This window comes from Pseudomonas haemolytica (assembly GCF_009659625.1).
In the GTDB taxonomy this organism is placed as follows: Bacteria; Pseudomonadota; Gammaproteobacteria; order Pseudomonadales; family Pseudomonadaceae; genus Aquipseudomonas; species Aquipseudomonas haemolytica.
This window is the reverse complement of record NZ_VOIW01000001.1, coordinates 96,219-117,531: the sequence shown is the minus strand read 5'-3', so window position 1 is coordinate 117,531 and position 21,313 is coordinate 96,219. Positions and strand designations below refer to the sequence as shown.

The 21,313-nt window shown below is 59.4% G+C and carries 21 protein-coding genes and 4 tRNA genes; 6 read left to right on the top strand and 19 right to left on the bottom strand.

Going from position 1 to position 21,313, the window contains the following annotated elements; genetic code table 11:
* Window positions 1-45: 45 nt before the first annotated feature.
* Window positions 46-1,344: an NAD(P)/FAD-dependent oxidoreductase gene (locus FRT59_RS00600; protein WP_005784669.1), complete on the top strand. Its 1,299-nt coding sequence runs from the start codon at window positions 46-48 to the stop codon at window positions 1,342-1,344.
* A 178-nt stretch (window positions 1,345-1,522) separates the two neighbouring features.
* Here the strand turns inward: FRT59_RS00600 and FRT59_RS00595 are convergent.
* The 7 genes from FRT59_RS00595 to rluD form a co-directional block, all read right to left on the bottom strand.
* Window positions 1,523-1,599 (bottom strand) — tRNA-Pro (locus FRT59_RS00595).
* Window positions 1,600-1,693: 94 nt separating this feature from the next.
* A tRNA-Lys gene (locus FRT59_RS00590) sits at window positions 1,694-1,769 on the bottom strand.
* A 5-nt stretch (window positions 1,770-1,774) separates the two neighbouring features.
* Window positions 1,775-1,851, bottom strand: a tRNA-Pro gene (locus FRT59_RS00585).
* Between the two features lie 9 nt (window positions 1,852-1,860).
* A tRNA-Asn gene (locus FRT59_RS00580) sits at window positions 1,861-1,936 on the bottom strand.
* 301 nt (window positions 1,937-2,237) lie between these two features.
* The gene (gene clpB / locus FRT59_RS00575; RefSeq protein WP_034118041.1) at window positions 2,238-4,802 is read right to left on the bottom strand and encodes an ATP-dependent chaperone ClpB; all 2,565 of its coding nucleotides are present in this window, start codon (window positions 4,800-4,802) and stop codon (window positions 2,238-2,240) included.
* A 149-nt stretch (window positions 4,803-4,951) separates the two neighbouring features.
* A complete protein-coding gene (gene pgeF, locus FRT59_RS00570; protein WP_153870149.1) occupies window positions 4,952-5,677 on the bottom strand; it encodes a peptidoglycan editing factor PgeF in 726 nt (241 codons plus the stop codon).
* A complete protein-coding gene (gene rluD, locus FRT59_RS00565; protein WP_034118039.1) occupies window positions 5,674-6,636 on the bottom strand; it encodes a 23S rRNA pseudouridine(1911/1915/1917) synthase RluD in 963 nt (320 codons plus the stop codon). The genes pgeF and rluD overlap by 4 nt, the downstream gene beginning before the upstream one ends.
* 149 nt (window positions 6,637-6,785) lie before the next feature.
* Here rluD and FRT59_RS00560 point away from each other — a divergent pair, with 149 nt between their 5' ends.
* Window positions 6,786-7,811 carry an outer membrane protein assembly factor BamD gene (locus FRT59_RS00560; RefSeq protein ID WP_034118038.1) on the top strand — a complete coding sequence of 342 codons (1,026 nt, stop codon included), beginning with the start codon at window positions 6,786-6,788 and terminating at the stop codon, window positions 7,809-7,811.
* Window positions 7,812-7,937: 126 nt separating this feature from the next.
* The gene (locus FRT59_RS00555; RefSeq protein ID WP_034118037.1) at window positions 7,938-8,171 is read left to right on the top strand and encodes a PP0621 family protein; all 234 of its coding nucleotides are present in this window, start codon (window positions 7,938-7,940) and stop codon (window positions 8,169-8,171) included.
* Here FRT59_RS00555 and thiO read toward each other — a convergent pair.
* The 5 genes from thiO to pilV all read right to left on the bottom strand — a co-directional run bounded on the left by thiO (window position 8,158) and on the right by pilV (window position 11,468).
* Window positions 8,158-9,267, bottom strand: coding sequence for a glycine oxidase ThiO (thiO, locus tag FRT59_RS00550; protein WP_153870148.1), 1,110 nt, complete (start codon window positions 9,265-9,267; stop codon window positions 8,158-8,160). The two genes, FRT59_RS00555 and thiO, sit on opposite strands and share 14 nt — an antisense overlap.
* A 62-nt stretch (window positions 9,268-9,329) precedes the next feature.
* Entirely contained in the window at window positions 9,330-9,731 is a 402-nt protein-coding gene (locus FRT59_RS00545) for a type IV pilin protein (RefSeq protein WP_034118035.1), read from the bottom strand.
* A gap of 11 nt (window positions 9,732-9,742) precedes the next feature.
* Window positions 9,743-10,273, bottom strand: coding sequence for a PilX N-terminal domain-containing pilus assembly protein (locus FRT59_RS00540; protein WP_153870147.1), 531 nt, complete (start codon window positions 10,271-10,273; stop codon window positions 9,743-9,745).
* Between the two features lie 5 nt (window positions 10,274-10,278).
* Window positions 10,279-10,986: a PilW family protein gene (locus FRT59_RS00535; RefSeq protein WP_153870146.1), complete on the bottom strand. Its 708-nt coding sequence runs from the start codon at window positions 10,984-10,986 to the stop codon at window positions 10,279-10,281.
* Window positions 10,986-11,468 (bottom strand): type IV pilus modification protein PilV, encoded by a 483-nt coding sequence (gene pilV / locus FRT59_RS00530; protein ID WP_153870671.1) that lies wholly within the window; start codon window positions 11,466-11,468, stop codon window positions 10,986-10,988. The genes FRT59_RS00535 and pilV overlap by 1 nt, the downstream gene beginning before the upstream one ends.
* Window positions 11,469-11,676: 208 nt before the next feature.
* Here pilV and FRT59_RS00525 point away from each other — a divergent pair, with 208 nt between their 5' ends.
* A complete protein-coding gene (locus FRT59_RS00525; RefSeq protein ID WP_034118031.1) occupies window positions 11,677-12,258 on the top strand; it encodes a GspH/FimT family pseudopilin in 582 nt (193 codons plus the stop codon).
* Here the strand turns inward: FRT59_RS00525 and ispH are convergent.
* The 6 genes from ispH to murJ all read right to left on the bottom strand — a co-directional run bounded on the left by ispH (window position 12,212) and on the right by murJ (window position 19,744).
* Window positions 12,212-13,159 carry a 4-hydroxy-3-methylbut-2-enyl diphosphate reductase gene (gene ispH, locus FRT59_RS00520; RefSeq protein ID WP_034118029.1) on the bottom strand — a complete coding sequence of 316 codons (948 nt, stop codon included), beginning with the start codon at window positions 13,157-13,159 and terminating at the stop codon, window positions 12,212-12,214. The genes FRT59_RS00525 and ispH overlap by 47 nt on opposite strands.
* 180 nt (window positions 13,160-13,339) lie before the next feature.
* Window positions 13,340-13,777 carry an FKBP-type peptidyl-prolyl cis-trans isomerase gene (locus FRT59_RS00515; RefSeq protein ID WP_198809597.1) on the bottom strand — a complete coding sequence of 146 codons (438 nt, stop codon included), beginning with the start codon at window positions 13,775-13,777 and terminating at the stop codon, window positions 13,340-13,342.
* 7 nt (window positions 13,778-13,784) lie between these two features.
* Complete coding sequence (gene lspA / locus FRT59_RS00510) at window positions 13,785-14,294, bottom strand: signal peptidase II (protein WP_153870670.1); 510 nt, start codon at window positions 14,292-14,294, stop codon at window positions 13,785-13,787.
* Window positions 14,295-14,301: 7 nt separating this feature from the next.
* Entirely contained in the window at window positions 14,302-17,133 is a 2,832-nt protein-coding gene (gene ileS, locus FRT59_RS00505) for an isoleucine--tRNA ligase (protein ID WP_153870145.1), read from the bottom strand.
* A gap of 14 nt (window positions 17,134-17,147) precedes the next feature.
* Window positions 17,148-18,086, bottom strand: coding sequence for a bifunctional riboflavin kinase/FAD synthetase (gene ribF, locus FRT59_RS00500; protein ID WP_034118026.1), 939 nt, complete (start codon window positions 18,084-18,086; stop codon window positions 17,148-17,150).
* Window positions 18,087-18,205: 119 nt separating this feature from the next.
* Window positions 18,206-19,744: a murein biosynthesis integral membrane protein MurJ gene (gene murJ / locus FRT59_RS00495; RefSeq protein WP_034118025.1), complete on the bottom strand. Its 1,539-nt coding sequence runs from the start codon at window positions 19,742-19,744 to the stop codon at window positions 18,206-18,208.
* Between the two features lie 252 nt (window positions 19,745-19,996).
* Here murJ and rpsT point away from each other — a divergent pair, with 252 nt between their 5' ends.
* Window positions 19,997-20,275, top strand: a complete 279-nt coding sequence (rpsT, locus tag FRT59_RS00490; RefSeq protein WP_003188401.1) for a 30S ribosomal protein S20 — start codon at window positions 19,997-19,999, stop codon at window positions 20,273-20,275.
* A gap of 206 nt (window positions 20,276-20,481) precedes the next feature.
* Here the strand turns inward: rpsT and FRT59_RS00485 are convergent, their stop codons facing one another.
* Window positions 20,482-20,967, bottom strand: coding sequence for an FKBP-type peptidyl-prolyl cis-trans isomerase (locus FRT59_RS00485; protein ID WP_027606858.1), 486 nt, complete (start codon window positions 20,965-20,967; stop codon window positions 20,482-20,484).
* On the opposite strand from FRT59_RS00485, the gene FRT59_RS00480 reads away from it, so the two are divergent.
* The gene (locus FRT59_RS00480) at window positions 20,966-21,256 is read left to right on the top strand and encodes a DUF3565 domain-containing protein (RefSeq protein ID WP_152612332.1); all 291 of its coding nucleotides are present in this window, start codon (window positions 20,966-20,968) and stop codon (window positions 21,254-21,256) included. The two genes, FRT59_RS00485 and FRT59_RS00480, sit on opposite strands and share 2 nt — an antisense overlap.
* Window positions 21,257-21,313 lie beyond the last annotated feature (57 nt).

Below are 21,313 nucleotides of genomic sequence, written 5' to 3'. Positions count from 1 at the left end.
CGGGGGTAACTGCTCCGATTTCTTTTAGCCTTGCGAGATATCCCCATGACCCATCGTATTATTATCGTCGGCGGCGGTGCCGGCGGCCTGGAGTTGGCTACCCGCCTGGGTAAGACCCTGGGCAAGCGCGGCAAGGCCAGCATCACGCTGGTGGACGCCAACCTGACCCACATCTGGAAGCCCCTGCTGCACGAAGTGGCTGCAGGCTCACTGAATTCTTCTGAAGACGAACTCAATTATGTCGCCCAGGCAAAATGGAACCACTTCGAGTTCCAGCTGGGGCGCATGAGCGGGCTTGACCGTGAACAGAAGAAAATCCAGCTGGCCGCCACCCTCGACGAAGAAGGCCGCGAACTGGTGCCCGCACGTGTACTGGGCTATGACAGCCTGGTGATTGCCGTGGGCAGCACCACCAACGATTTCGGTACCGAGGGCGCGGCGCAGCATTGCCTGTTCCTCGACACGCGCAAACAGGCCGAGCGCTTCCACCAGCAGTTGCTCAACCACTATCTGCGCGCCCATGCCGGGCAGACCGATGCCGTTGAACAGATCAGCGTTGCCATCGTTGGCGCCGGTGCCACCGGCGTCGAACTGGCCGCCGAGCTGCATAACGCCGCCCATGAGCTGGCCGCGTATGGCCTTGACCGCATCAAGCCGGAAAACATGCACATCACCCTGATCGAAGCCGGGCCGCGGGTATTGCCTGCGCTGCCGGAGCGCATCGGCGGGCCTGTGCATAAAACCCTGGAGAAACTCGGGGTGACCGTACTGACCAATTCGGCGGTCAGTGAAGTGACTGCCGACGCCCTGATCACCAGCAGCGGCCAAGTGATTCCGGCCAGTCTCAAGGTGTGGGCAGCCGGGATCCGCGCACCGGGTTTCCTCAAGGACATCGATGGCCTGGAAACCAACCGCATCAATCAGCTGCAAGTACTGCAAACCCTGCAAACCACTCGCGACGAAAACATCTTCGCCTTTGGTGATTGCGCCGCCTGCCCGCAACCCGGCACTGACCGCAACGTACCTCCACGGGCACAGGCTGCGCATCAGCAGGCTTCGCTGCTGGCAAAATCGCTTAAATTGCGCATCGAAGGCAAGGACCTGCCGACCTATAAGTACACCGACTACGGCTCGTTGATTTCGCTGTCGCGGTTCTCGGCAGTGGGTAATCTGATGGGCAACCTGACCGGCAGTGTGATGCTGGAGGGTTGGCTGGCGCGGATGTTCTATGTGTCGCTGTACCGCATGCACCAGATGGCGCTGTACGGTTTCTTCCGCACGGCGATGCTGATGCTGGGGAGCAAGATTGGCCGAGGCACCGAACCGCGCCTCAAACTCCACTAACAACGCATAATACCTGTGGGAGGGGGCTTGCTCCCGATAGCGGTAGATCAGCTAAGTATTCATTAACTGACACACCGCTATCGGGAGCAAGCCCCCTCCCACATTTGATTTGCGGTGAACTCAGGATTCGCGCGCGCAAAAAAAATCCCCGTATCTTTCGATACGAGGATTTTTAATATGGTCGGGGTAAGGGGATTCGAACTCCTGACATCCTGCTCCCAAAGCAGGCGCGCTACCGGACTGCGCTATACCCCGGTAAAAAAAAGGCGACCTTTCAGTCGCCTTCTTCGATCAGTGCTTTTGGCCTCTGATCTTAAGATTCGATTCCAGCCTTAACTGGTCTCAAAAATGGTGGGTCGTGTGGGATTCGAACCTACGACCAATTGGTTAAAAGCCAACTGCTCTACCAACTGAGCTAACGACCCAAAAATGGTCGGGGTAAGGGGATTCGAACTCCTGACATCCTGCTCCCAAAGCAGGCGCGCTACCGGACTGCGCTATACCCCGGTTTGAAATTGGCTCCGTGACCAGGACTCGAACCTGGGACCCAATGATTAACAGTCATTTGCTCTACCGACTGAGCTATCACGGAACTACATATTTCAAAGTACAACTTCTACTGCGTATTACCTTCTCATCGACTTGCCCGTATCGCTACGTTCATGTGTCTGAGGCGCGCTATTCTACAATCTTAAAAACCCCTGTCAACCCTTTAAATTGCTTTTAAGACAATGATTTGCGCTTGTTTCTGATTTCTTCTTGGGGAGAAGAAACCCGTGGGCTGACGTTGCTGCGGGGCGCACTTTACAAGCCTTTGCCTTACAGTTCAACGCCCTAGCGAAAAAAAAGGCCCCGCAACGCGGGGCCTCTTCTTTTTACGCCGGATGCTGGACTTAATGGAAGACGATTTCGTCGTCTTTCACTGTTGCCGTGACGCGGGTGCCCGGTATGAAGCTGCCCGACAGGATCAATTGCGCCAACGGGTTTTCGATCCAGCGCTGGATCGCACGCTTGAGTGGTCGTGCGCCATACACCGGGTCGTAACCGACCGCGATCAGCTTGTCCAACGCCTCGCTGCTCAGCTCCAGGTCCAGCTCGCGTTCAGCCAGGCGGCTACGCAGGCGACCCAGTTGGATCTCAGTGATACCTGCGATCTGATCCCGTGCCAGAGGCTCGAAGATCACCACCTCATCGACCCGGTTGATAAATTCCGGGCGAAAGTGCGTAGTCAACGCATCCATCACCGCTGCGCGCTGGCCTTCACGATCACCCACCAGTTCCTGGATCTGCGCCGAGCCCAGGTTGGAAGTCATCACGATCACCGTATTGCGGAAGTCCACAGTACGCCCGTGACTGTCGGTCAGGCGACCATCCTCCAGCACCTGCAGCAAGATGTTGAAGACATCCGGGTGGGCCTTCTCGACCTCATCCAGCAGGATTACCGAGTAAGGCTTACGCCGCACGGCTTCGGTCAGGTAACCGCCCTCTTCGTAGCCCACATAGCCTGGTGGTGCACCAATCAGGCGAGCCACCGAGTGTTTCTCCATGAATTCGGACATATCGATCCGCACCATGGCCTCTTCGGTATCAAAGAGGAACTCGGCCAGGGCCTTGCACAGCTCAGTCTTACCCACACCGGTCGGGCCGAGGAACATGAACGAGCCGCTTGGGCGGTTCGGGTCGGACAAACCGGCCCGGGAACGCCGTACCGCGTTGGACACCGCGACAACTGCCTCTTCCTGACCGATGACGCGCTGGTGCAACAGGCTTTCCATTTTCAGCAGCTTGTCGCGCTCGCCCTCAAGCATTTTCGACACGGGAATGCCGGTCCACTTCGAGACAACTTCGGCAATTTCTTCCTCAGTCACCTTGCTACGCAGCAACTGGTTTTCAGGCTTGCCATGCTGGTCGACCATCTGCAGGCTACGCTCCAGGTCCGGAATCACCCCGTACTGCAACTCGGCCATGCGGTTAAGGTCGCCTTTACGACGCGCGGCTTCCAGCTCCTGGCGGGACTGCTCGATCTTTTGCTGGATCTGCGCCGACCCCTGTACTTCGGCTTTTTCCGAGGTCCAGATTTCTTCGAGGTCCGAATACTCACGCTCCAGGCGCACGATTTCTTCCTGGAGTTTTTCCAGGCGTTTCTTCGCCGCCTCGTCCTCTTCTTTCTTCAACGCCTGGGATTCGACTTTCAGTTGAATCAGGCGCCGATCCAGACGGTCGAGCACTTCCGGCTTGGAGTCGATTTCCATGCGGATACGGCTGGCCGCTTCGTCGATCAGGTCGATGGCCTTGTCCGGCAACTGGCGATCAGTGATATAGCGATGGCTCAACTTGGCCGCCGCAATGATCGCGCCGTCAGTGATCGCCACCTTATGGTGGACCTCATAGCGTTCTTTCAGGCCACGCAGGATCGCGATGGTGTCTTCTTCACTCGGCTCTTCCACCAGCACTTTCTGGAAACGCCGCTCAAGGGCCGCATCCTTTTCGATGTACTGACGGTATTCGTTGAGCGTGGTCGCACCGACGCAGTGCAATTCGCCCCGCGCCAAGGCTGGCTTGAGCATGTTGCCGGCATCCATGGAGCCTTCGCCTTTACCGGCGCCGACCATGGTGTGCAGTTCGTCGATAAACAGAATGATCTGCCCTTCCTGCTTCGACAATTCGTTAAGCAAGGATTTCAGGCGCTCTTCGAACTCGCCACGGAACTTGGCACCGGCGATCAGCGAGCCCATGTCCAGGGACAACAGGCGCTTGCCTTTCAGCCCGTCCGGCACTTCACCATTAATGATGCGCTGGGCCAGGCCCTCGGCTATCGCAGTTTTACCCACGCCTGGCTCACCGATCAGCACCGGGTTGTTCTTGGTGCGACGTTGCAGGACCTGAATAGTGCGACGGATTTCATCGTCACGACCGATTACAGGGTCCAGCTTGCCTTCTTCGGCGCGCTTGGTCAGGTCGACCGTGTATTTGTCCAGGGCCTGGCGCGACTCCTCGTGGTTGGGGTCGTTCACCGCCTCGCCGCCACGCAGGTTGTTGATGGCGTTCTCCAGGGCTTTCTTGCTCACGCCCTGGCCCAGCAACAATTTGCCGAGCTTGCTGTTGTCGTCCATGGCGGCGAGCAGCACCAGTTCGCTGGAGATGAACTGGTCACCTTTCTGCTGGGCCAGGCGGTCGGCCTGGTTGAGCAGGCGCGCCAGGTCCTGGGACATATTCACGTCGCCAGTAGGGTTTTGGATTTTCGGCAGTTGGTCGAGCTCTTTGCTCAACTCCTTGCGCAGGCTGTTGACGTCAAAGCCCACCTGCATCAACAAGGGCTTGATAGAACCACCTTGCTGCTCCAGGAGCGCCTGCATCAAGTGCGCAGGCTCAATGGCCGGGTGGTCGAGGCCGACCGCCAGGGATTGGGAGTCCGATAAGGCCAACTGCAATTTGCTGGTTAAACGATCAATACGCATTAGTCACCTTCCTTTTGAGCAGGCCGGAGCTAGAAACACACATCCTGAATGAAGAAACCTGCCAGATACCCCTATAGATGGGGTGGATTCTGGAAGATTCAAGCGACGGAGGGTTGATGTGGGTGAGTGTTGACCCAGGTCAGCTGAGTCTAGCGCTCAAGCCAGATAAGGGAGGCAAAACGTCCGGTGCGAGGGCTGCGCCGGTAAGAAAAGAAGCGCGGGTCGGTCACCGTGCAGAAACCGCCGCCATAAACTGCAGTAACGCCATGCGCCGCAAGGCGCAGGCGCGCGAGCTTATAGATGTCAGCCATAAACTTGCCCGGGTTGCGACTCGGTACAAAGGCTTCAGCGGTGATCGGCAGTTGCTGTACGAAAGCTTCACGCACTTCCGGGCCGACTTCAAAGGCTTGTGGACCGATGGCAGGGCCCAGCCAGACCAACACTTCGCCAGGCTCGGACCCCAGGCTTTCGAAAGCCGCTTCGAGCACACCGGCAGCCAGACCGCGCCAGCCCGCATGGGCTGCCGCCACACGCGTGCCGGCACGGTTGCAGAACAGCGCGGGCAGGCAATCGGCAGTCATTGATGTGCAGGCGATGCCTGGCGTGCTGGTCCAACTGCCATCGGCTTTAGCGATGCGCGATGGGTCAGCCTCGACCACAGTCACCCCATGGACTTGGCGTAGCCAGGCAGGCTGAATATTGAAAGAGTCGGTAAGACGCCGCCGATTTTCAAGCACCGCCTCAAGGCTGTCCTCAACATGATCGCCCAGATTGAGGCTGTCGAACGGCGCCAGGCTGACGCCGCCCGCTCGGGTGGTGACGCAGGCTTTGACCTGAGCCGGCGCGGGCCAGTCAGGAATCAGCCAGTCACTCATCCGATAAACGCCTCGCGATCCTGCTTGAGCAACGACAACAACCAGACCAGATCGTCTGGCAGAGGCGATTCCCAGCTCATCCGCTTACCGCTCGTCGGATGATCCAGTTCCAGGAAGCGAGCATGCAGTGCCTGACGAGGGAAGGATTTCAGCGATTCAACCATGGTCTGGCTCGCCGCCGGCGGAATACGGAAGCGGCCGCCATAGGCCGGATCTCCGACCAACGGGAAGTTGATGTGCGCCATGTGCACGCGAATCTGGTGGGTTCGCCCGGTTTCCAGCTTGACCCGCACATGGGTGTGGGAACGGAAACGCTCCAGAACACGGTAGTGGCTGACGGCCTGCTTGCCACCTTCCATCACCGCCATACGCTGGCGCTGCTGGCCGTGGCGGCCGATGGGGGCGTTGATCTTGCCACCCGCCACCACCACGCCGATCACGATGCATTCGTAGATGCGGCTGACGCTGCGGCTCTGCAACTGAGTAACAAGCTGTGTCTGTGCCTGGATGGTCTTGGCCACTACCATCAAGCCGGTAGTGTCCTTATCCAGGCGGTGCACGATGCCGCAGCGCGGAACATTGATGATGTCCGGCACGTGGTGCAACAGGGCATTGAGCAAGGTGCCATCAGCGTGCCCGGCGGCCGGGTGAACCACCAGGCCCGCGGGTTTGTTGATGACCAGGATGTCGTCGTCTTCATAGACGATATCCAGCTCGATGTCCTGGGCGACCCATTCTCCCTGGGCTTCCTGCTCGGCAGTCAGCTCAAGAATCGCACCGCCATGGACTATGTCTCGCGGGCGGATAACCGCTCCATCCACAGTCAGGCGGCCGTCTTTGATCCAGGCGGAAAGGCGCGAGCGCGAGTGCTCAGCGAATAATTGTGCGGCGACTTGATCGAGGCGTTGGCCGCCCAATTCGGACGGCACCTCTGCGCTAAGTTCAATTTTATCGGACATGCTCAGACTAGGCGTGGCACAGCCTTTGGTTTCGGCTGCGCGCTTGTGGTTAAATACGGCGTCTTTTGCCCCGAGGCTTTCAACGGGGCGCTCATCATAACAGGACGGCCCCGCCCAAGACAGCGGCCGTCATAGGGACGCAAGCCGCCATGCAAGTGAAACACCTGCTGCTGATCGCCATCCTCGCCATGACTGCTGCTTGCTCGTCAACAAAGGACGTCGTCGACGAAAACCTGAGCGAAGTCGAGCTGTACCAGCAAGCTCAGACAGACCTGGACAATAATAGCTACACCAGCGCCACAGCGAAGCTGAAGGCATTGGAGTCGCGTTACCCGTTCGGGCGCTATGCCGACCAGGCCCAGCTCGAGCTGATCTACGCCAACTACAAGAACGCCGAACCGGAAGCGGCCAAGTCCGCTGCCGAGCGTTTTATCCGCCTGCACCCTCAGCACCCGAACGTGGACTACGCCTACTACATGAAGGGCCTGACCTCGTTCGACCAGGACGTTGGCCTGCTGGCGCGCTTCCTGCCGCTGGACATGACCAAGCGTGACCCGGGTGCTGCCCGCGACTCCTACAACGAGTTCGCCCAACTGACCAGCCGCTACCCGAACAGCCGCTACGCGCCGGACGCCAAGCAGCGCATGATCTACCTGCGTAACCTGCTGGCGTCCTACGAGATCCACGTGGCCCACTACTACCTGACCCGTCAGGCGTACGTGGCCGCCGCCAACCGTGGCCGCTATGTAGTGGAGAACTTCCAGGAAACCCCCTCCGTGGGTGATGGCCTGGCAGTGATGACCGAGGCTTACCAGCGCCTGCACCTGGATACCCTGGCGACCACCAGCCTGGAAACCCTGAAGCTCAACTACCCTGACCATCCGAGCCTGAAAGACGGCCAGTTCGTGCCTCAGGTTGCCGAAGCAGACAACCGTTCGTGGCTGAGCAAGTACACCCTGGGCCTGATCGAGTCCCGTCCACCGCTGCCGCCGGGCGAAACCCGCGCCAACCAGGACGTGATCAAGCAGTACCAGGATGCCAAGGATGCCATTCCTTCGGACCTCAAGCCCCACGACGAGAACGGCGACGTCATCGAAGAGCAGGAGCCTCAGGCCCTTGGCAACAACGAAGACCGTTCGTGGTTCAGCTACATGACCTTCGGTGTGTTTGACTGATTGTTCGACGCAACGCAAAAGGGAGCTCTCAGGAGCTCCCTTTTTTATGAACGCGTATTTATTGCGCTGTGCGCCCGTGGCCACCTTGGCTAAACTGGCGCATTCCTTGTCGAGAAACTGCCCATCATGCTTCGTCTACTGTTCTGGATTGCCGTCATTGCTGCCGCGGTATGGTTCTGGCGCAAATTCAAAAACCCTGCCGCCCGCCAGCAACGGCCTGCTGAGCCGGATGCGACGCCGATGGTGCGTTGTGCCCACTGCGGCGTGCATCTGCCGCAGGATCGCGCGCTGAGTTCAAGTCAGGCGTGGTATTGCACCCAGGCCCACCTGGAACAAGGGCCAAAGTCTATCCAGCGTTGAGGCGACCGGCAGGTGCGTAAGGCGCGGAATCAATGATCGGAGCCTGCGCCAACAGCAGGTTCGCAAACAACTGGCAGGATGCCGGTGCGAGTACCAGGCCATTGCGGTAATGGCCACAATTGAGCCACAGCCCCTTGAAGCCGGGAACTTCGCCGATATACGGGATGCCTTCCGGCGAGCCAGGCCGTAGACCTGCCCAATGCCCGACCACCTCGGCGTCCGCCAGGGCGGGGATCAACTCCACCGCAGACGCCTTGAGGCTGTCCAATGCGGTTTCGGTCGGGGTCTTGTCGAACCCTTCGTGCTCCAGCGTGCTTCCAATCAAAATGTGCCCATCACGCCGCGGGATTGCATAACGCCCCTTGGCCAGGACCATGCTCGACAAGAAGTCCGAAGCGCATTTGTACAAAATCATTTGGCCCTTGACCGGCTCCACGGGCAGCGACAACCCCAATGTGCCCAGCAACTGCCCGCTCCAGGCACCGGCCGCAAGCACAACCTGATCACCAAAAACCTGGCCCGTAGCGGTATTCACACCCACCACGCTGCCGCCCTCAAGCACGAACCCTTCGACTTCACACTGCTCGTGAATCGTCACGCCAGGCAGCGCCATCAACGCCGCCTTCAAGGATTTGACCAGGCGAGGGTTGCGGACATTGGCCACGTCAGCCATGTAGATCGCCCGGGAATACCCGCCCCCGAGTACCGGCACTGCATCATGGGCCGCCGACACATCCACCTTGCTCAATGGCCGCCCCTCACGCGCAGCCCAGGCCAATGCTTCGGCTTCGTCATCCAGGTCCAGCCAATACAGGCCCGTGGTATGCACCTCGGGATCGAGGCCGGTAGCAGCAAACAAGCGCTGCGCCAGTTGCGGATAAAAATCCTGCGACCAATGGGCCAAAGCGGTGACTGCCGGGCTGTAGCGCCAAGGGTACAACGGCGAAACAATTCCGCCACCCGCCCAGGAAGACTCCTGCCCAAGCCCCGCCCGCTCCAGCAGTATGACCGCCTGCCCTGCGCTGGCGAGGTTGTACGCCGTCAACAGCCCGATTACTCCGCCACCGACAATCACCACTTGCTGTTGCTTAGCCATCATTTGATCCAGCCGATAAACAGGGAAAGACGCGCCCGGCGCCCGCTCTTCAAGCACTCTCATCATTGCCCCCAGCAGAGCTTGCGCGACATATCAGGCATCGCACCCGGGTTACTTCGCATACCGGTACTGGCCAAGTTGAAGGCTGCGCACGCGTCACCCGCCATGACCGTGTCCTGCACAGGCGTGGCGAGCAGATTGAAATCCTGGGGGTTTAAAACCACGCTGATTCTATAGTGATCATTGCCCGTACTGACGCCGCCTGCATCAATAAAAGTGCCGTGCCTCGTATAAAAACGCTCCAACTGCTGGGCTTGCTCGCTCAACAACGCGACAATTTGCGCCCGATACACTTTTTTTACCTGGCCGATGTACCCGGGATACGCGATCCCCGCCAGCAACGCGATGAGCGCCACGGCGATCAGTAACTCCATCAGGGTAAAGCCCTGGCTATCCGTGCCCATCCACTTGCTCCTTATTGAAGTTGCCGCCATAAGACCCGTCGAAACCTGACGCCGCCTCCCTCCTCCACCCGTGCATAGACCGTCTCCAGTACCGTGCGCGACTGGCTTGCGAGCCCAACGGCGGTTACCCGAAAAAGCGCGGCCGAGGTATGGGGCGGTAAATGGGCCAACCCTGCACCAGCCCCCAATGCTTGAACGCCATAAAACCCATCCTTAAACGCAACCCAAGTGACCGCCGAAACAGGGTTCGTCCCGGCGCCAACCACCGCGAAGGATTCGTCGGGTGGCGCACAGGTGATGACCGAGTGACACACCGGAAGTGCGGCGCCGCCCCTCTCTACACCCGACTCTCCCAATCTCAGTCCGCTTTCGGCACTTTGAAACGATTGATTGCGATGCCACAGGCTGCTCGCGACTTTTTGCTGGGAGACCGCCCCCTGTATTGATGACAACCCCACCAGCGATAGCAACAGCAGGAATATCAGACTGATCACCAGCACCATCCCGGCCTGCCGCCCTTGAATACCACCCTGCATGGTCATTGCCTCTAACCCAGGCGATTGCGCAGTGCCGCCACGACGCTGTAGGTCTGGTCCTTTACTCGGCCTGATGGATCTTGCAGCGTCATGACGATACGTACGCTGCGTATCAAGGATTGGTTGATCGGATGGCTGTCGTAACGCACCACAACCGTTGATGCAGGTGTGGCCGCCACGCCAAAACTGATGTCGAATGCCCGCACGTTATCCATCAATACCGCCTTGGCCGGTGCAGTTGGGGTACTGATCTTCAACTGGCCCGCTTCGTGGGTGTAGGTGAGCTGGCGTATGCCAAAACGGATCTGGCCAGGCACAGCCGCAGGTGCTGCCCCGACATAAGCCTGAGCGGTGTGCTTGCAGTCGGACAACACCGTCCAGTCGGGCTTGCCAGCACCGTCGCCGATGTTCGCGGTGACCAGCGTCACTGACTTTGCATTTCCCGATGCTTCCCAGCTTATCGCTCGGTCAAAGGCGGCCGGGGCGTTGTCGATGACCGCCGTGGCCAAACATCCCAGCATGCCTGCCTGGCGAATATCCTGGGTCATCTTGCTCAGGGCAAACCGCGCATCATCCTGCAGCACGATGGCGGCCTGCTGACTGGCGTGCGTCAATCGCGAGCTGATCAGCACCTGGCTCACCCCAAGTACCAGCACTAGTCCGATGGCGAGCGCCAGCAGCAGCTCAACCAGGCTGAAACCTTGTGCCAGACGATTCATTACAGCGCCCCCGCATTAGTGGTGACGCGGCTGCTCAGGGTGAAGGTCTCCCGCGCCCCCGGATTGCTTGCTGCCCGGGCATCCTCCCAACTGATGCTGATCGTGACCTCATGCCCGCTAATCGCCACTGAACCTTTGGCATTATCGCCAGCAAAACCAATGATATTGGTCTCGAAATCGTGCAGGTCCAGGTCACGCACGCCGGCAATTGAAGTGTTGGGCGGCGCCAGGCTGGCCCTGTCCCACGTGTAATCAGCGCTGGCGTTGGCGCGAACGCGGTCGAGCATGTCATAGGCGATAAAACTGGCTTGGCTGGTCATCCTTGCGCTGTCGGTGTACTTGAGCGCGTTGAGCTGCAGCTGCGCAGCTCCCATCAGGCCGATAGCCAGGATCAGCAGCGCTACCAACACCTCGATCAGCGTCATGCCGGATTGGTACCGCTGCGCAGTGCGCAAGAGAAGTCGGTTCGGGCAGGCAGGCATTACCGTCGTCATCCATGTCGAAGGTCGGAGAATAAGCAGGTAAACCCCTGCTGTGCGATCCAAGACTAGCGTCGGTTTTCGACCAGTGCCGCTCCAGGAACAAAGGGAAATACTTTGGACATAAACGCCATCATCCAGCGCCAAGGAGCAAGCGCTATACCTATGCCTGCAAGTTGAAGATCCACTCGCGTCCACGGAGGGAACGCACATGACACAACGAGGGTTCACCCTTATCGAAATGCTGCTTGGGCTGATCGTGACCAGCTTCCTTGCGCAACTGGCCGTCCCCGGCTTCAAAGGGTTGCTAGAGTCGCAACAACGACAAAGCGTGGCCCAATCACTCGCCGCTGGGCTGCGCTACGCACGCACCGAGGCCATCGCACGCAATCGGGCGGTAGTCATTCATGCAAACGGCGAGGATTGGAGCCTGGGTTGGCGCGTGATACTGGACGTCAGTGGGCGTGGTCATCTGGACGAAGATAACCCGGTGTTGCTGGAACGACAGCACAGCGGGAGCGTACCGGTCGCAGGCAATGGGCCAGTCACCAACCAGGTGCGTTTCAGCGGTTTGGGGGAGCCGGTCTTCACCGGCGGCGGGTTTCGTGCAGGCACCGTGCATGTGTGCGATACGAGCCATGCACAGAGCCTCTATCAGATCGTGCTGGCCCCTAGCGGGCGCATCAGCCTGCGCAGTGACAAGACCGAACAGGCATTATGCCAAGGCTATTCCAGCACCCTGAGTGTCAGAGCAGCGAGCGAACCCGCAGTTCCTTGGGCATGGAGAACGTGATGTTTTCTTCACGGCCCGCCAGTTCATCGGCACCCGTGGCGCCCCAGGCCTGCAATTGCTGGATCACGCCGCGCACCAGGACTTCCGGAGCGGAGGCGCCCGCCGTGATGCCGATACGCTCGACACCGTCGAACCAGCTGCGCTGCATGTCTTCGGCGCCGTCGATCAGGTATGCGGGTGTAGCCATGCGCTCGGCCAGCTCGCGCAAGCGGTTGGAGTTAGAGCTGTTAGGGCTGCCTACCACCAGCACCACATCACACTCATCCGCCAATTGCTTGACCGCATCCTGGCGGTTTTGCGTGGCGTAGCAGATGTCATCCTTGCGTGGGCCGCCAATGGAAGGGAACCGCGTGCGCAATGCATCGATTACGCGGCTGGTATCGTCCATGGACAAGGTGGTCTGGGTCACGAACGCCAGGCGATCCGGGTTATGCACCTGCAGGTTGGCGACGTCTTTTTCGTCTTCCACCAGGTAGATGGCACCGCCGTTGCTAGCGTCGTACTGGCCCATGGTGCCTTCAACTTCCGGGTGGCCGGCGTGACCGATCAGGATGCATTCACGACCATCACGGCTGTAGCGCGCCACTTCGATGTGCACCTTGGTCACCAGTGGGCACGTGGCATCGAACACTTTCAGGCCACGGCCTGCCGCTTCGGTACGTACGGCCTGGGACACGCCGTGGGCACTGAATATGACGATAACGTCATCGGGCACCTGGTCGAGCTCTTCGACAAAGATCGCGCCGCGTGCGCGCAGGTCTTCGACCACGAACTTGTTATGGACGACTTCATGGCGCACATAAATCGGCGGCCCGAAGACTTCCAGGGCGCGGTTGACGATTTCGATTGCCCGGTCCACGCCGGCGCAGAAGCCACGGGGGTTGGCGAGTTTGATTTGCATGCTGTGCCTCGTGTCTTGCAGCCACATTGAGTCGAATTTAACGTTGACTCAACCGACAATGGAGATCAAAGGTGGGAGGGGGCTTGCTCCCGATAACGGTATATCAATCTGCACATACTTAACTGATAAGCCGCTATCGGGAGCAAGCCCCCTCCCACATTTTAGACCGCGTACGGTTAGTTACAGCGCTTTGACGTTGATGATCTCGACGTCAAAGTTCAGTGTCTTGCCAGCCAACGGGTGGTTGAAGTCGATGGTCACTTGCGCGTCATCGAAGGCTTTAACCACACCAGGCAGCTCGGTATTCGCCGCATCATTGAAGATCACCAGCAAGCCTTCCGACAGGTCCATGCCTTCGAACTGCGAACGCGGGATGATCTGTACGTTTTGCGGGTTGGGCTGGCCGAAGGCGTTTTCCGGCGGGATCTGCAGGTTGCGCTTGTCGCCGGCCTTGAACCCGAACAGGGCTGCCTCAAAACCCGGCAGCAGGTTACCGTCGCCGACCTTGAAGGTCGCCGGGGCTTTGTCGAACGTGCTGTCGACCGTGTCGCCATTCTCCAGGCGCAATGCGAAATGCAAGGTGACTTCCGTGTTCTGGCCGATGCGTTGCTCAGCCAATACCTGATCAGTCATTGACGGTCTCTCCGGTTTTCTTACTTTTGAACATATCCAGCGCCAGCATGATTGCACCGACGGTAATGGCGCTGTCGGCAAAGTTGAACGCCGGGAAGTAATGACGGTTCTGCCAATGCACCAGGATGAAGTCGATCACATGGCCCAAGGCGATGCGGTCATACAGGTTGCCCAGCGCGCCACCCAGCACCAGGGCCAGGGCGATAGCCAGCCAGGTGTCGTCGCGCCCCAGTCGCTTGAGCCAGACCACCAGCACTGCACTGACCACCACGGCGATCACAGCAAACAGCCAGCGCTGCCAGCCACCGCCATCAGCGAGGAAGCTGAAGGCGGCGCCGGTGTTGTAGGCCAGGGTCCAACTGAAGTAATCCGGGATCACCACGATTTGCTGGAACATTTCCAGGGAGCCCTCGAAGTGAGCCTTGCTGACCTGGTCAATGACCAGGACCAGCAGGCTCAGTACGAGCCAGCCCAGACGCCCGAAACGACTGGCGTTAGGCATGCTTGCATTAGGCATAGTGACGCACCTCGCCAGCACCGCTGATGTTGTCGACGCAACGACCACAGATTTCCGGATGCTCAGGGTTCACCCCGACATCTTCACGGCAGTGCCAGCAACGGGCGCACTTAGGGAAGGCCGACCTGACCACTTTGAGCTTGAGGCCCGGCACTTCGGTAGCCACAGCGTCCGCCGGGGCCTGGGCGAAAGGTGCCAGGCTCGCAGTGGAGGTGATCAGCACAAAGCGCAGTTCGTTGCTCAGCTTGGCCAGGTCGGCGGTCAGGCCTTCCTCGGCAAACAGGGTGACTTCGGCTTGCAGGTTGCCACCCACGGCCTTGGCCGCACGCTGGACTTCCAGCTCCTTGTTTACCGCAACCTTGACGGCCATGACGCCTTCCCAGTACTCGCGGCCCAGTTCGAAGTCGGCCGGCAGTTCGGTCAGGCCTTCGTACCAGGTATTGAGCATGACGGACTCGTTACGCTCGCCCGGCAGGTATTCCCACAGTTCGTCGGCGGTGAACGCCAGGATCGGCGCGATCCAGCGCACCAGCGCTTCACTGATGTGGTACAGCGCAGTCTGCGCCGAACGGCGCGCCTTGCTGTTGGCGCCGGTGGTGTACTGGCGGTCCTTGATGATGTCGAGGTAGAAACCGCCCAGCTCCTGCACGCAGAAGTTGTGGATCTTCGAGTAGACGTTCCAGAAGCGGTATTCGCCGTAGTGTTCTTGCAACTCACGCTGCAGCAACAGGGTACGGTCCACGGCCCAACGGTCCAGGGCGAGCATGTCCTCGGCTGGCAGGATGTCGGTGGCCGGGTTGAACCCGGTCAGGTTCGACAGCATGAAGCGTGCGGTATTGCGGATACGACGGTAGGCATCGGCGCTGCGCTGCAGGATCTGCTCCGATACGGCCATCTCGCCCGAATAATCGGTAGAGGCTACCCACAGGCGCATGATGTCGGCACCCAGGGTGTCATTGACCTTTTGTGGCGCGATCACGTTGCCCAGGGACTTGGACATTTTGCGACCGTTTTCATCAACGGTGAAACCGTGGGTCAGCAGCTCGCGATACGGTGCGTGGTTATCAATGGCGCAACCGGTCAGCAGCGAGGAGTGGAACCAGCCACGGTGTTGATCAGAACCTTCCAGGTACAGGTCGGCGCGCGGGCCGGTTTCGTGGCCCATCGGGTGCGAGCCGCGCAACACGTGCCAGTGGGTAGTACCCGAATCGAACCACACGTCGAGGGTGTCGCTGATTTTGTCATACAGCGGAGCTTCATCGCCCAGCAACTCGGCGGCATCCAGCTTGAACCAGGCTTCGATGCCTTCCTGTTCAACGCGTTGGGCCACGACCTCCATCAGTTCGACGGTGCGCGGGTGCAGTTCGCCGCTTTCCTTGTTCAGGAAGAACGGGATCGGCACGCCCCAGTTGCGCTGGCGGGAAATGCACCAGTCCGGACGATTAGCGATCATCGAGTGCAGGCGCGCCTGGCCCCAGGCCGGGACGAACTGGGTGTCTTCGATGGCTTTGAGCGAGCGTACACGCAGGGTGTCGCCGCTGGTTGGCTCTTTGTCCATGCCGATGAACCACTGCGCGGTGGCGCGGTAGATCAGCGGGGTCTTGTGGCGCCAGCAGTGCATATAGCTGTGCTTGATGGTTTCGGTGTGCAGCAGCGCACCGACTTCCGACAACTTGTCGATGATCGGCTGGTTGGCCTTGAAGATGAACTGGCCGCCGAAGAACTCGAGCGAAGGCACGTAAACGCCGTTGCTTTGCACCGGGTTCAAGATGTCGTCGTTGACCATGCCATAGGCTTTGCAGGTCACGAAGTCGTCCACGCCGTAGGCTGGCGCGGAGTGAACGATACCGGTGCCGGCACCCAGCTCCACGTAGTCAGCCAGGTACACCGGCGACAGACGGTCATAGAACGGATGACGGAAGTTGATCAGTTCCAGCGCGGAACCGGTGGTGGTGGCAATCACCGAGCCTTGCAGCTCGTAACGCGCCAGGCACGACTCGACCATTTCTTCGGCCAGCACCAGCAGGCGATCACCAACGTCCACCAGGGCGTAGGTGAATTCCGGGTGCACGTTCAGCGCCTGGTTGGCCGGGATGGTCCACGGGGTAGTGGTCCAGATCACGATGGCCGCTGGCTTGCTCAGGCTTGCCAGGCCAAAGGCCTCGGCCAGCTTGGCGTCGTCGGCGATCGGGAAGGCCACGTCGATGGTCGAGGACTTCTTGTCTTCGTACTCGACTTCCGCCTCGGCCAGGGCCGAACCGCAGTCGAAGCACCAGTTCACAGGCTTGAGGCCCTTGAACACGAAACCGCCCTTGACGATTTCGGCCAAGGCGCGGATTTCACCGGCCTCGTTCTTGAAGTTCATCGTCTTGTACGGGTTGTCCCAGTCGCCCAATACACCCAGGCGGATGAATTCGGACTTCTGCCCTTCGATCTGCTCGGTGGCGTAGGCACGGCACAATTCGCGGGTTTTATCCGCGCCCAGGTTCTTGCCGTAGGTCACTTCGACTTTGTGTTCGATTGGCAGGCCGTGGCAGTCCCAGCCCGGGACATAAGGCGCATCGAAGCCCGAAAGGGTTTTCGAGCGGATGATCATGTCCTTGAGAATCTTGTTCAGTGCATGACCGATGTGAATCGTGCCGTTGGCATAAGGAGGGCCGTCGTGCAGGACGAACTTCGGACGATCCTTGCCAATTTCGCGCAACTTTCCGTACAGGCCAATACTGTCCCAGCGCTGCAGGATCTGCGGTTCGCGCTGTGGCAGGCCGGCCTTCATTGGGAAGGCGGTGTCCGGAAGGTTTAGCGTGGCTTTATAGTCGGTCATTTAAGGCTCTTCGGTTAGCGATGGGCGCTAGGTGCGGCTAGTGCACGGGCGGCGGCGACATCCGCATTGATCGCCGTTTTCAACGCCTCCAGGGAGGCGAAACGCTGCTCTTCACGCAGCTTCTGGTGGAAAACCACCGTCAAACGCCGGTCGTATAAATCACCGGCAAAATCCAAAAGGTGAACTTCCAGGTGGGCCTTGCCATCACCTGCAACCGTGGGCCTGACACCTATATTGGCGACTCCCGGCCACGATTGGCCGTCTATATCGACGCTCACCAGGTAAACCCCGGTCAACGGTACACGACGGCGCTTGAGTTGCACGTTGGCAGTTGGCGTGCCCAATTGGCGCGCCAGCTTCTGGCCGTGCAGTACCCGCCCGGCAATGCGGAACGGGCGACCGAGCAAACGCTCGGCCAAGTCGAAGTCGGCGCAGGCCAGGGCGTTACGCACCTGGGTGCTGCTCACGCGCAGGCCGTCAAGTTCGACGGTTTGCGCGGCTTCGACGGTAAAACCCTGGTTGACGCCAGCATGCTGCAGGAAATCGAAATCCCCGACCCGGTCACATCCGAAATGGAAGTCGTCACCGACTTCCAGGTGCTGTACACCCAGGCCATCGACCAGGATGCGGTCGACGAACTCGGTGGCACTGAGGCTGCGCAAACGCTGGTTGAACGCCAGGCAGAGGACACGGTCCACGCCTTCTTCAGCCAGCAGTTGCAGCTTATCCCGCAACCGAGCCAGACGGGCCGGCGCCGTTTCCGGGGTAAAGAACTCCCGCGGCTGTGGCTCGAAAATCACCACGCAGCTGGGCACGCCCAACTCGACCGCGCGCTCGCGAAGCCGGGCCAGGATAGCCTGGTGGCCACGGTGAACACCGTCAAAGTTGCCAATAGTGGCGACGCAGCCCCGATGCTCGGGGCGCAGGTTGTGGAGACCTCGAACCAGCTGCATAACGCGCTTCTTGCTCATAAAGTGGTCGATTATAACCACACCCAGCCCCGGACGACAGGCAACAGCGCAGGCCAAATGGATCGAATCGATAAAACAACCGTTTTATCGCGGCAAAGTCTCTAACCTAACGACTTGCGATTGAAATCCCGCAGGCGAAAGCCCTGCAACAGCAACATACCGAAGTACACCCCTGCCCCTGCGACCACCAGCACACCCAGACGCATGAAACGCTCGAGCATATTGCCTTCGCCCCAGGCGGGCATAACGTGCATCAGCCCCAGCAACACGGCCGACATCACCGCCACCGCCACCAGCAGCTTGAGGGCAAACATCCCCCAGCCAGGCTGTGGCTGGAACATCTGCTGCTTGCGCAATTGATAAAACAGCAGGCCAGCGTTGATACAAGCGCCGACACTGATTGCCAAGGCCAGGCCGGCGTGGGCCAGCGGGCCGATAAAGACCAGGTTGAGCAATTGCGTGACGATCAGCGTGAAAATCGCGATTTTCACCGGGGTACGGATGTTTTGCTGGGCATAAAAGCCAGGCGCCAACACCTTGATCACGATGATGCCCAGTAGGCCGACCGAATAGGCGATCAGCGCGCGCTGCGTCATCAAGGCGTCATGCGCATCAAATTGGCCGTACTGGAACAACGACACCGTCAAGGGCTCGGCAAGGATCCCCAGCGCCAGGGAACACGGCAGCACCAGCACAAAGCACAGGCGCAGGCCCCAGTCGAGAATGCGCGAGTATTCCTGGCGGTCCTTGCTGGCGTAGGTGCGCGCCAGGGTTGGCAGCAGAATCGTGCCCAATGCCACGCCAAGCACGCCGGACGGTAACTCCATGAGGCGGTCGGCGTAGTACATCCACGACACTGAACCGGACACCAGCAGCGAGGCGAACGCCGTGTTGATAATCAGGGAAATCTGGCTGACCGACACGCCGAGGATCGCCGGCAGCATATTGCGCATCACACGCCAGACGCCGGTGTCCTTGAGGTTAAGGCGCGGCAGCACGAGCATGCCGATTTTCTTCAGGTGCGGCAGCTGGTAGAGCAACTGCGCCAGGCCACCGGCCAGTACCGCCCAACCCAGGGCCATGACCGGCGGATCGAAATACGGCGTGAGGAACAGCGCGAAAATAATCATGCTGACGTTAAGCAGTGTCGGCACGAAGGCCGGCACCGAGAAACGGTTCCACGTATTCAGGATCGCCCCGGCCAGGGACGACAGGGAAATCAGCAATATATAAGGAAAGGTCACTCGCAACAGGTCAGTGGTCAGTGCGAATTTTTCCGGGGTATTGGCAAATCCCGGGGCAGTGGCCCAGATCACCCAGGGCGCGGCGAGCATGCCGATTAGCGTTACCAGCATCAACACCAGGGTCAGCAGACCGGAAACATAGGCAATAAAGGTGCGGGTCGCCTCCTCGCCCTGCTGGGTCTTGTACTCGGCCAGGATCGGCACGAACGCCTGGGAAAACGCGCCCTCGGCGAAGATCCGCCGCAGCAGGTTGGGGAGCTTGAAGGCAATAAAGAAGGCATCCGTGGCCATGCTGGCGCCAAAGATGCGTGCCAGCAGGGTGTCACGCACAAACCCCAAAACCCGGGAGATCATCGTGATAGAGCTGACGGCAGCCAACGATTTGAGCAGATTCATTGAAAGAGTTTGCGCCTATAGATAAAGAGCAGGCGAACAAAGCGCCCACTTATGCGATACTGCGCGCCTGCAACAGCACAGAGCCAAAGCTCGCGAGTTTACAGGTCAAGCGCCGGAAATAAATCACCCGCCTCTCAGATCGACCACTCAGCAGTTCGCATCAGCCGCTCTTGACAACCCATCAAGTCATCGGCATGATTCGCGGCCTATTTTGTTTGCTATTTCCTAAAAAGTCTTTCGAGGAGCTCGACGGTGGCCAACACACCTTCCGCCAAAAAACGTGCAAAACAGGCTGAGAAGCGTCGCAGCCACAACGCCAGCCTGCGTTCCATGGTTCGTACCTACATCAAGAATGTAGTTAAAGCCATCGACACCAAAGACGCTGAAAAAGCCCAAGCTGCTTACGTTCTGGCCGTGCCAGTTATCGACCGTATGGCCGATAAAGGCATCATCCACAAGAACAAGGCCGCTCGTCATAAGAGCCGCCTGAATGGCCACATCAAGGCTCTGAGCGTTCCTGCTGCAGCCTAAGTGGTAACAACTGCCACGCAACCCAGGTTGCGTAACAGTTAAGAAATGCCCCGTACCGAAAGGTCCGGGGCATTTTTGTTTGTGCCCTGAAAAACACCACTGCTCCATTGTGGGAGGGAGCTTGTTCCCTCCCACATTTTTCAGGCCCCAAAAAAACGCCCCGAACCAGTCGGGGCGTTTTTGCTACCACTTGATCAAAACATCAATCAATGGTGATGACCGCCTTCACCGTGAACGTGGCCGTGGGCCACTTCTTCCTGGGAAGCGTCGCGGATGGCAACGATCTTCACTTGGAAGTTCAGGCGTTGGCCTGCCAGAGGGTGGTTACCGTCGACAGTCACATCATCGCCGTCCAGGTCGCGGATGGTGACGATCTGCATTTGGCCGTCCGGCGCGGAAGCGTGGAACTGCATACCCACTTCCAGCTCGTCAACGCCTTCGAACATGCTGCGGCTCAGGGTGCTGACCAGCTCGGCGGAGTATTCACCGTAGGCATCTTCAGGTTCTACGGCGACAGTCAGTTCGTCACCGACGCTCTTGCCTTCCAGAGCCTTTTCCAGGCCCGGGATGATGTTACCTGCGCCTTGCAGGTAGACCAGCGGCGCGCCGCCGGCTGAGCTGTCGATGACCTCACCAGCGTCGTTGGTCAGGGTATAGTCGATGGAGACAGCCTTGTTAGCGGCGATCGTCATGGGGCGAGACCTTTTGCATAAGAATGAAGAACGGACAAGTCTAAACAAGGATTTGCCCGAAAGCGAACAGAACCCGGACGGACGGGGCCGATCAACGGCATCCTTCATCACCGGGTTCCACCAGGATGACGACCAGCATTGGGTGGCCGAACTGTCCTGCGGCCACACCCAGCACCTGCGCCACCAGCCGCCATGGCAGTCGCGCGCCTGGGTACTCGACCCCGCGCAACGCCTTGAAAAAATAGGCCAACCCTTTGCGTGCGGCTGGTGTGCGCACGAGCGCGAATAACGATAACCTTGGCACCTGATTCGCGGTAGACGCTCAAACATAGAGCGCCACCCAAGC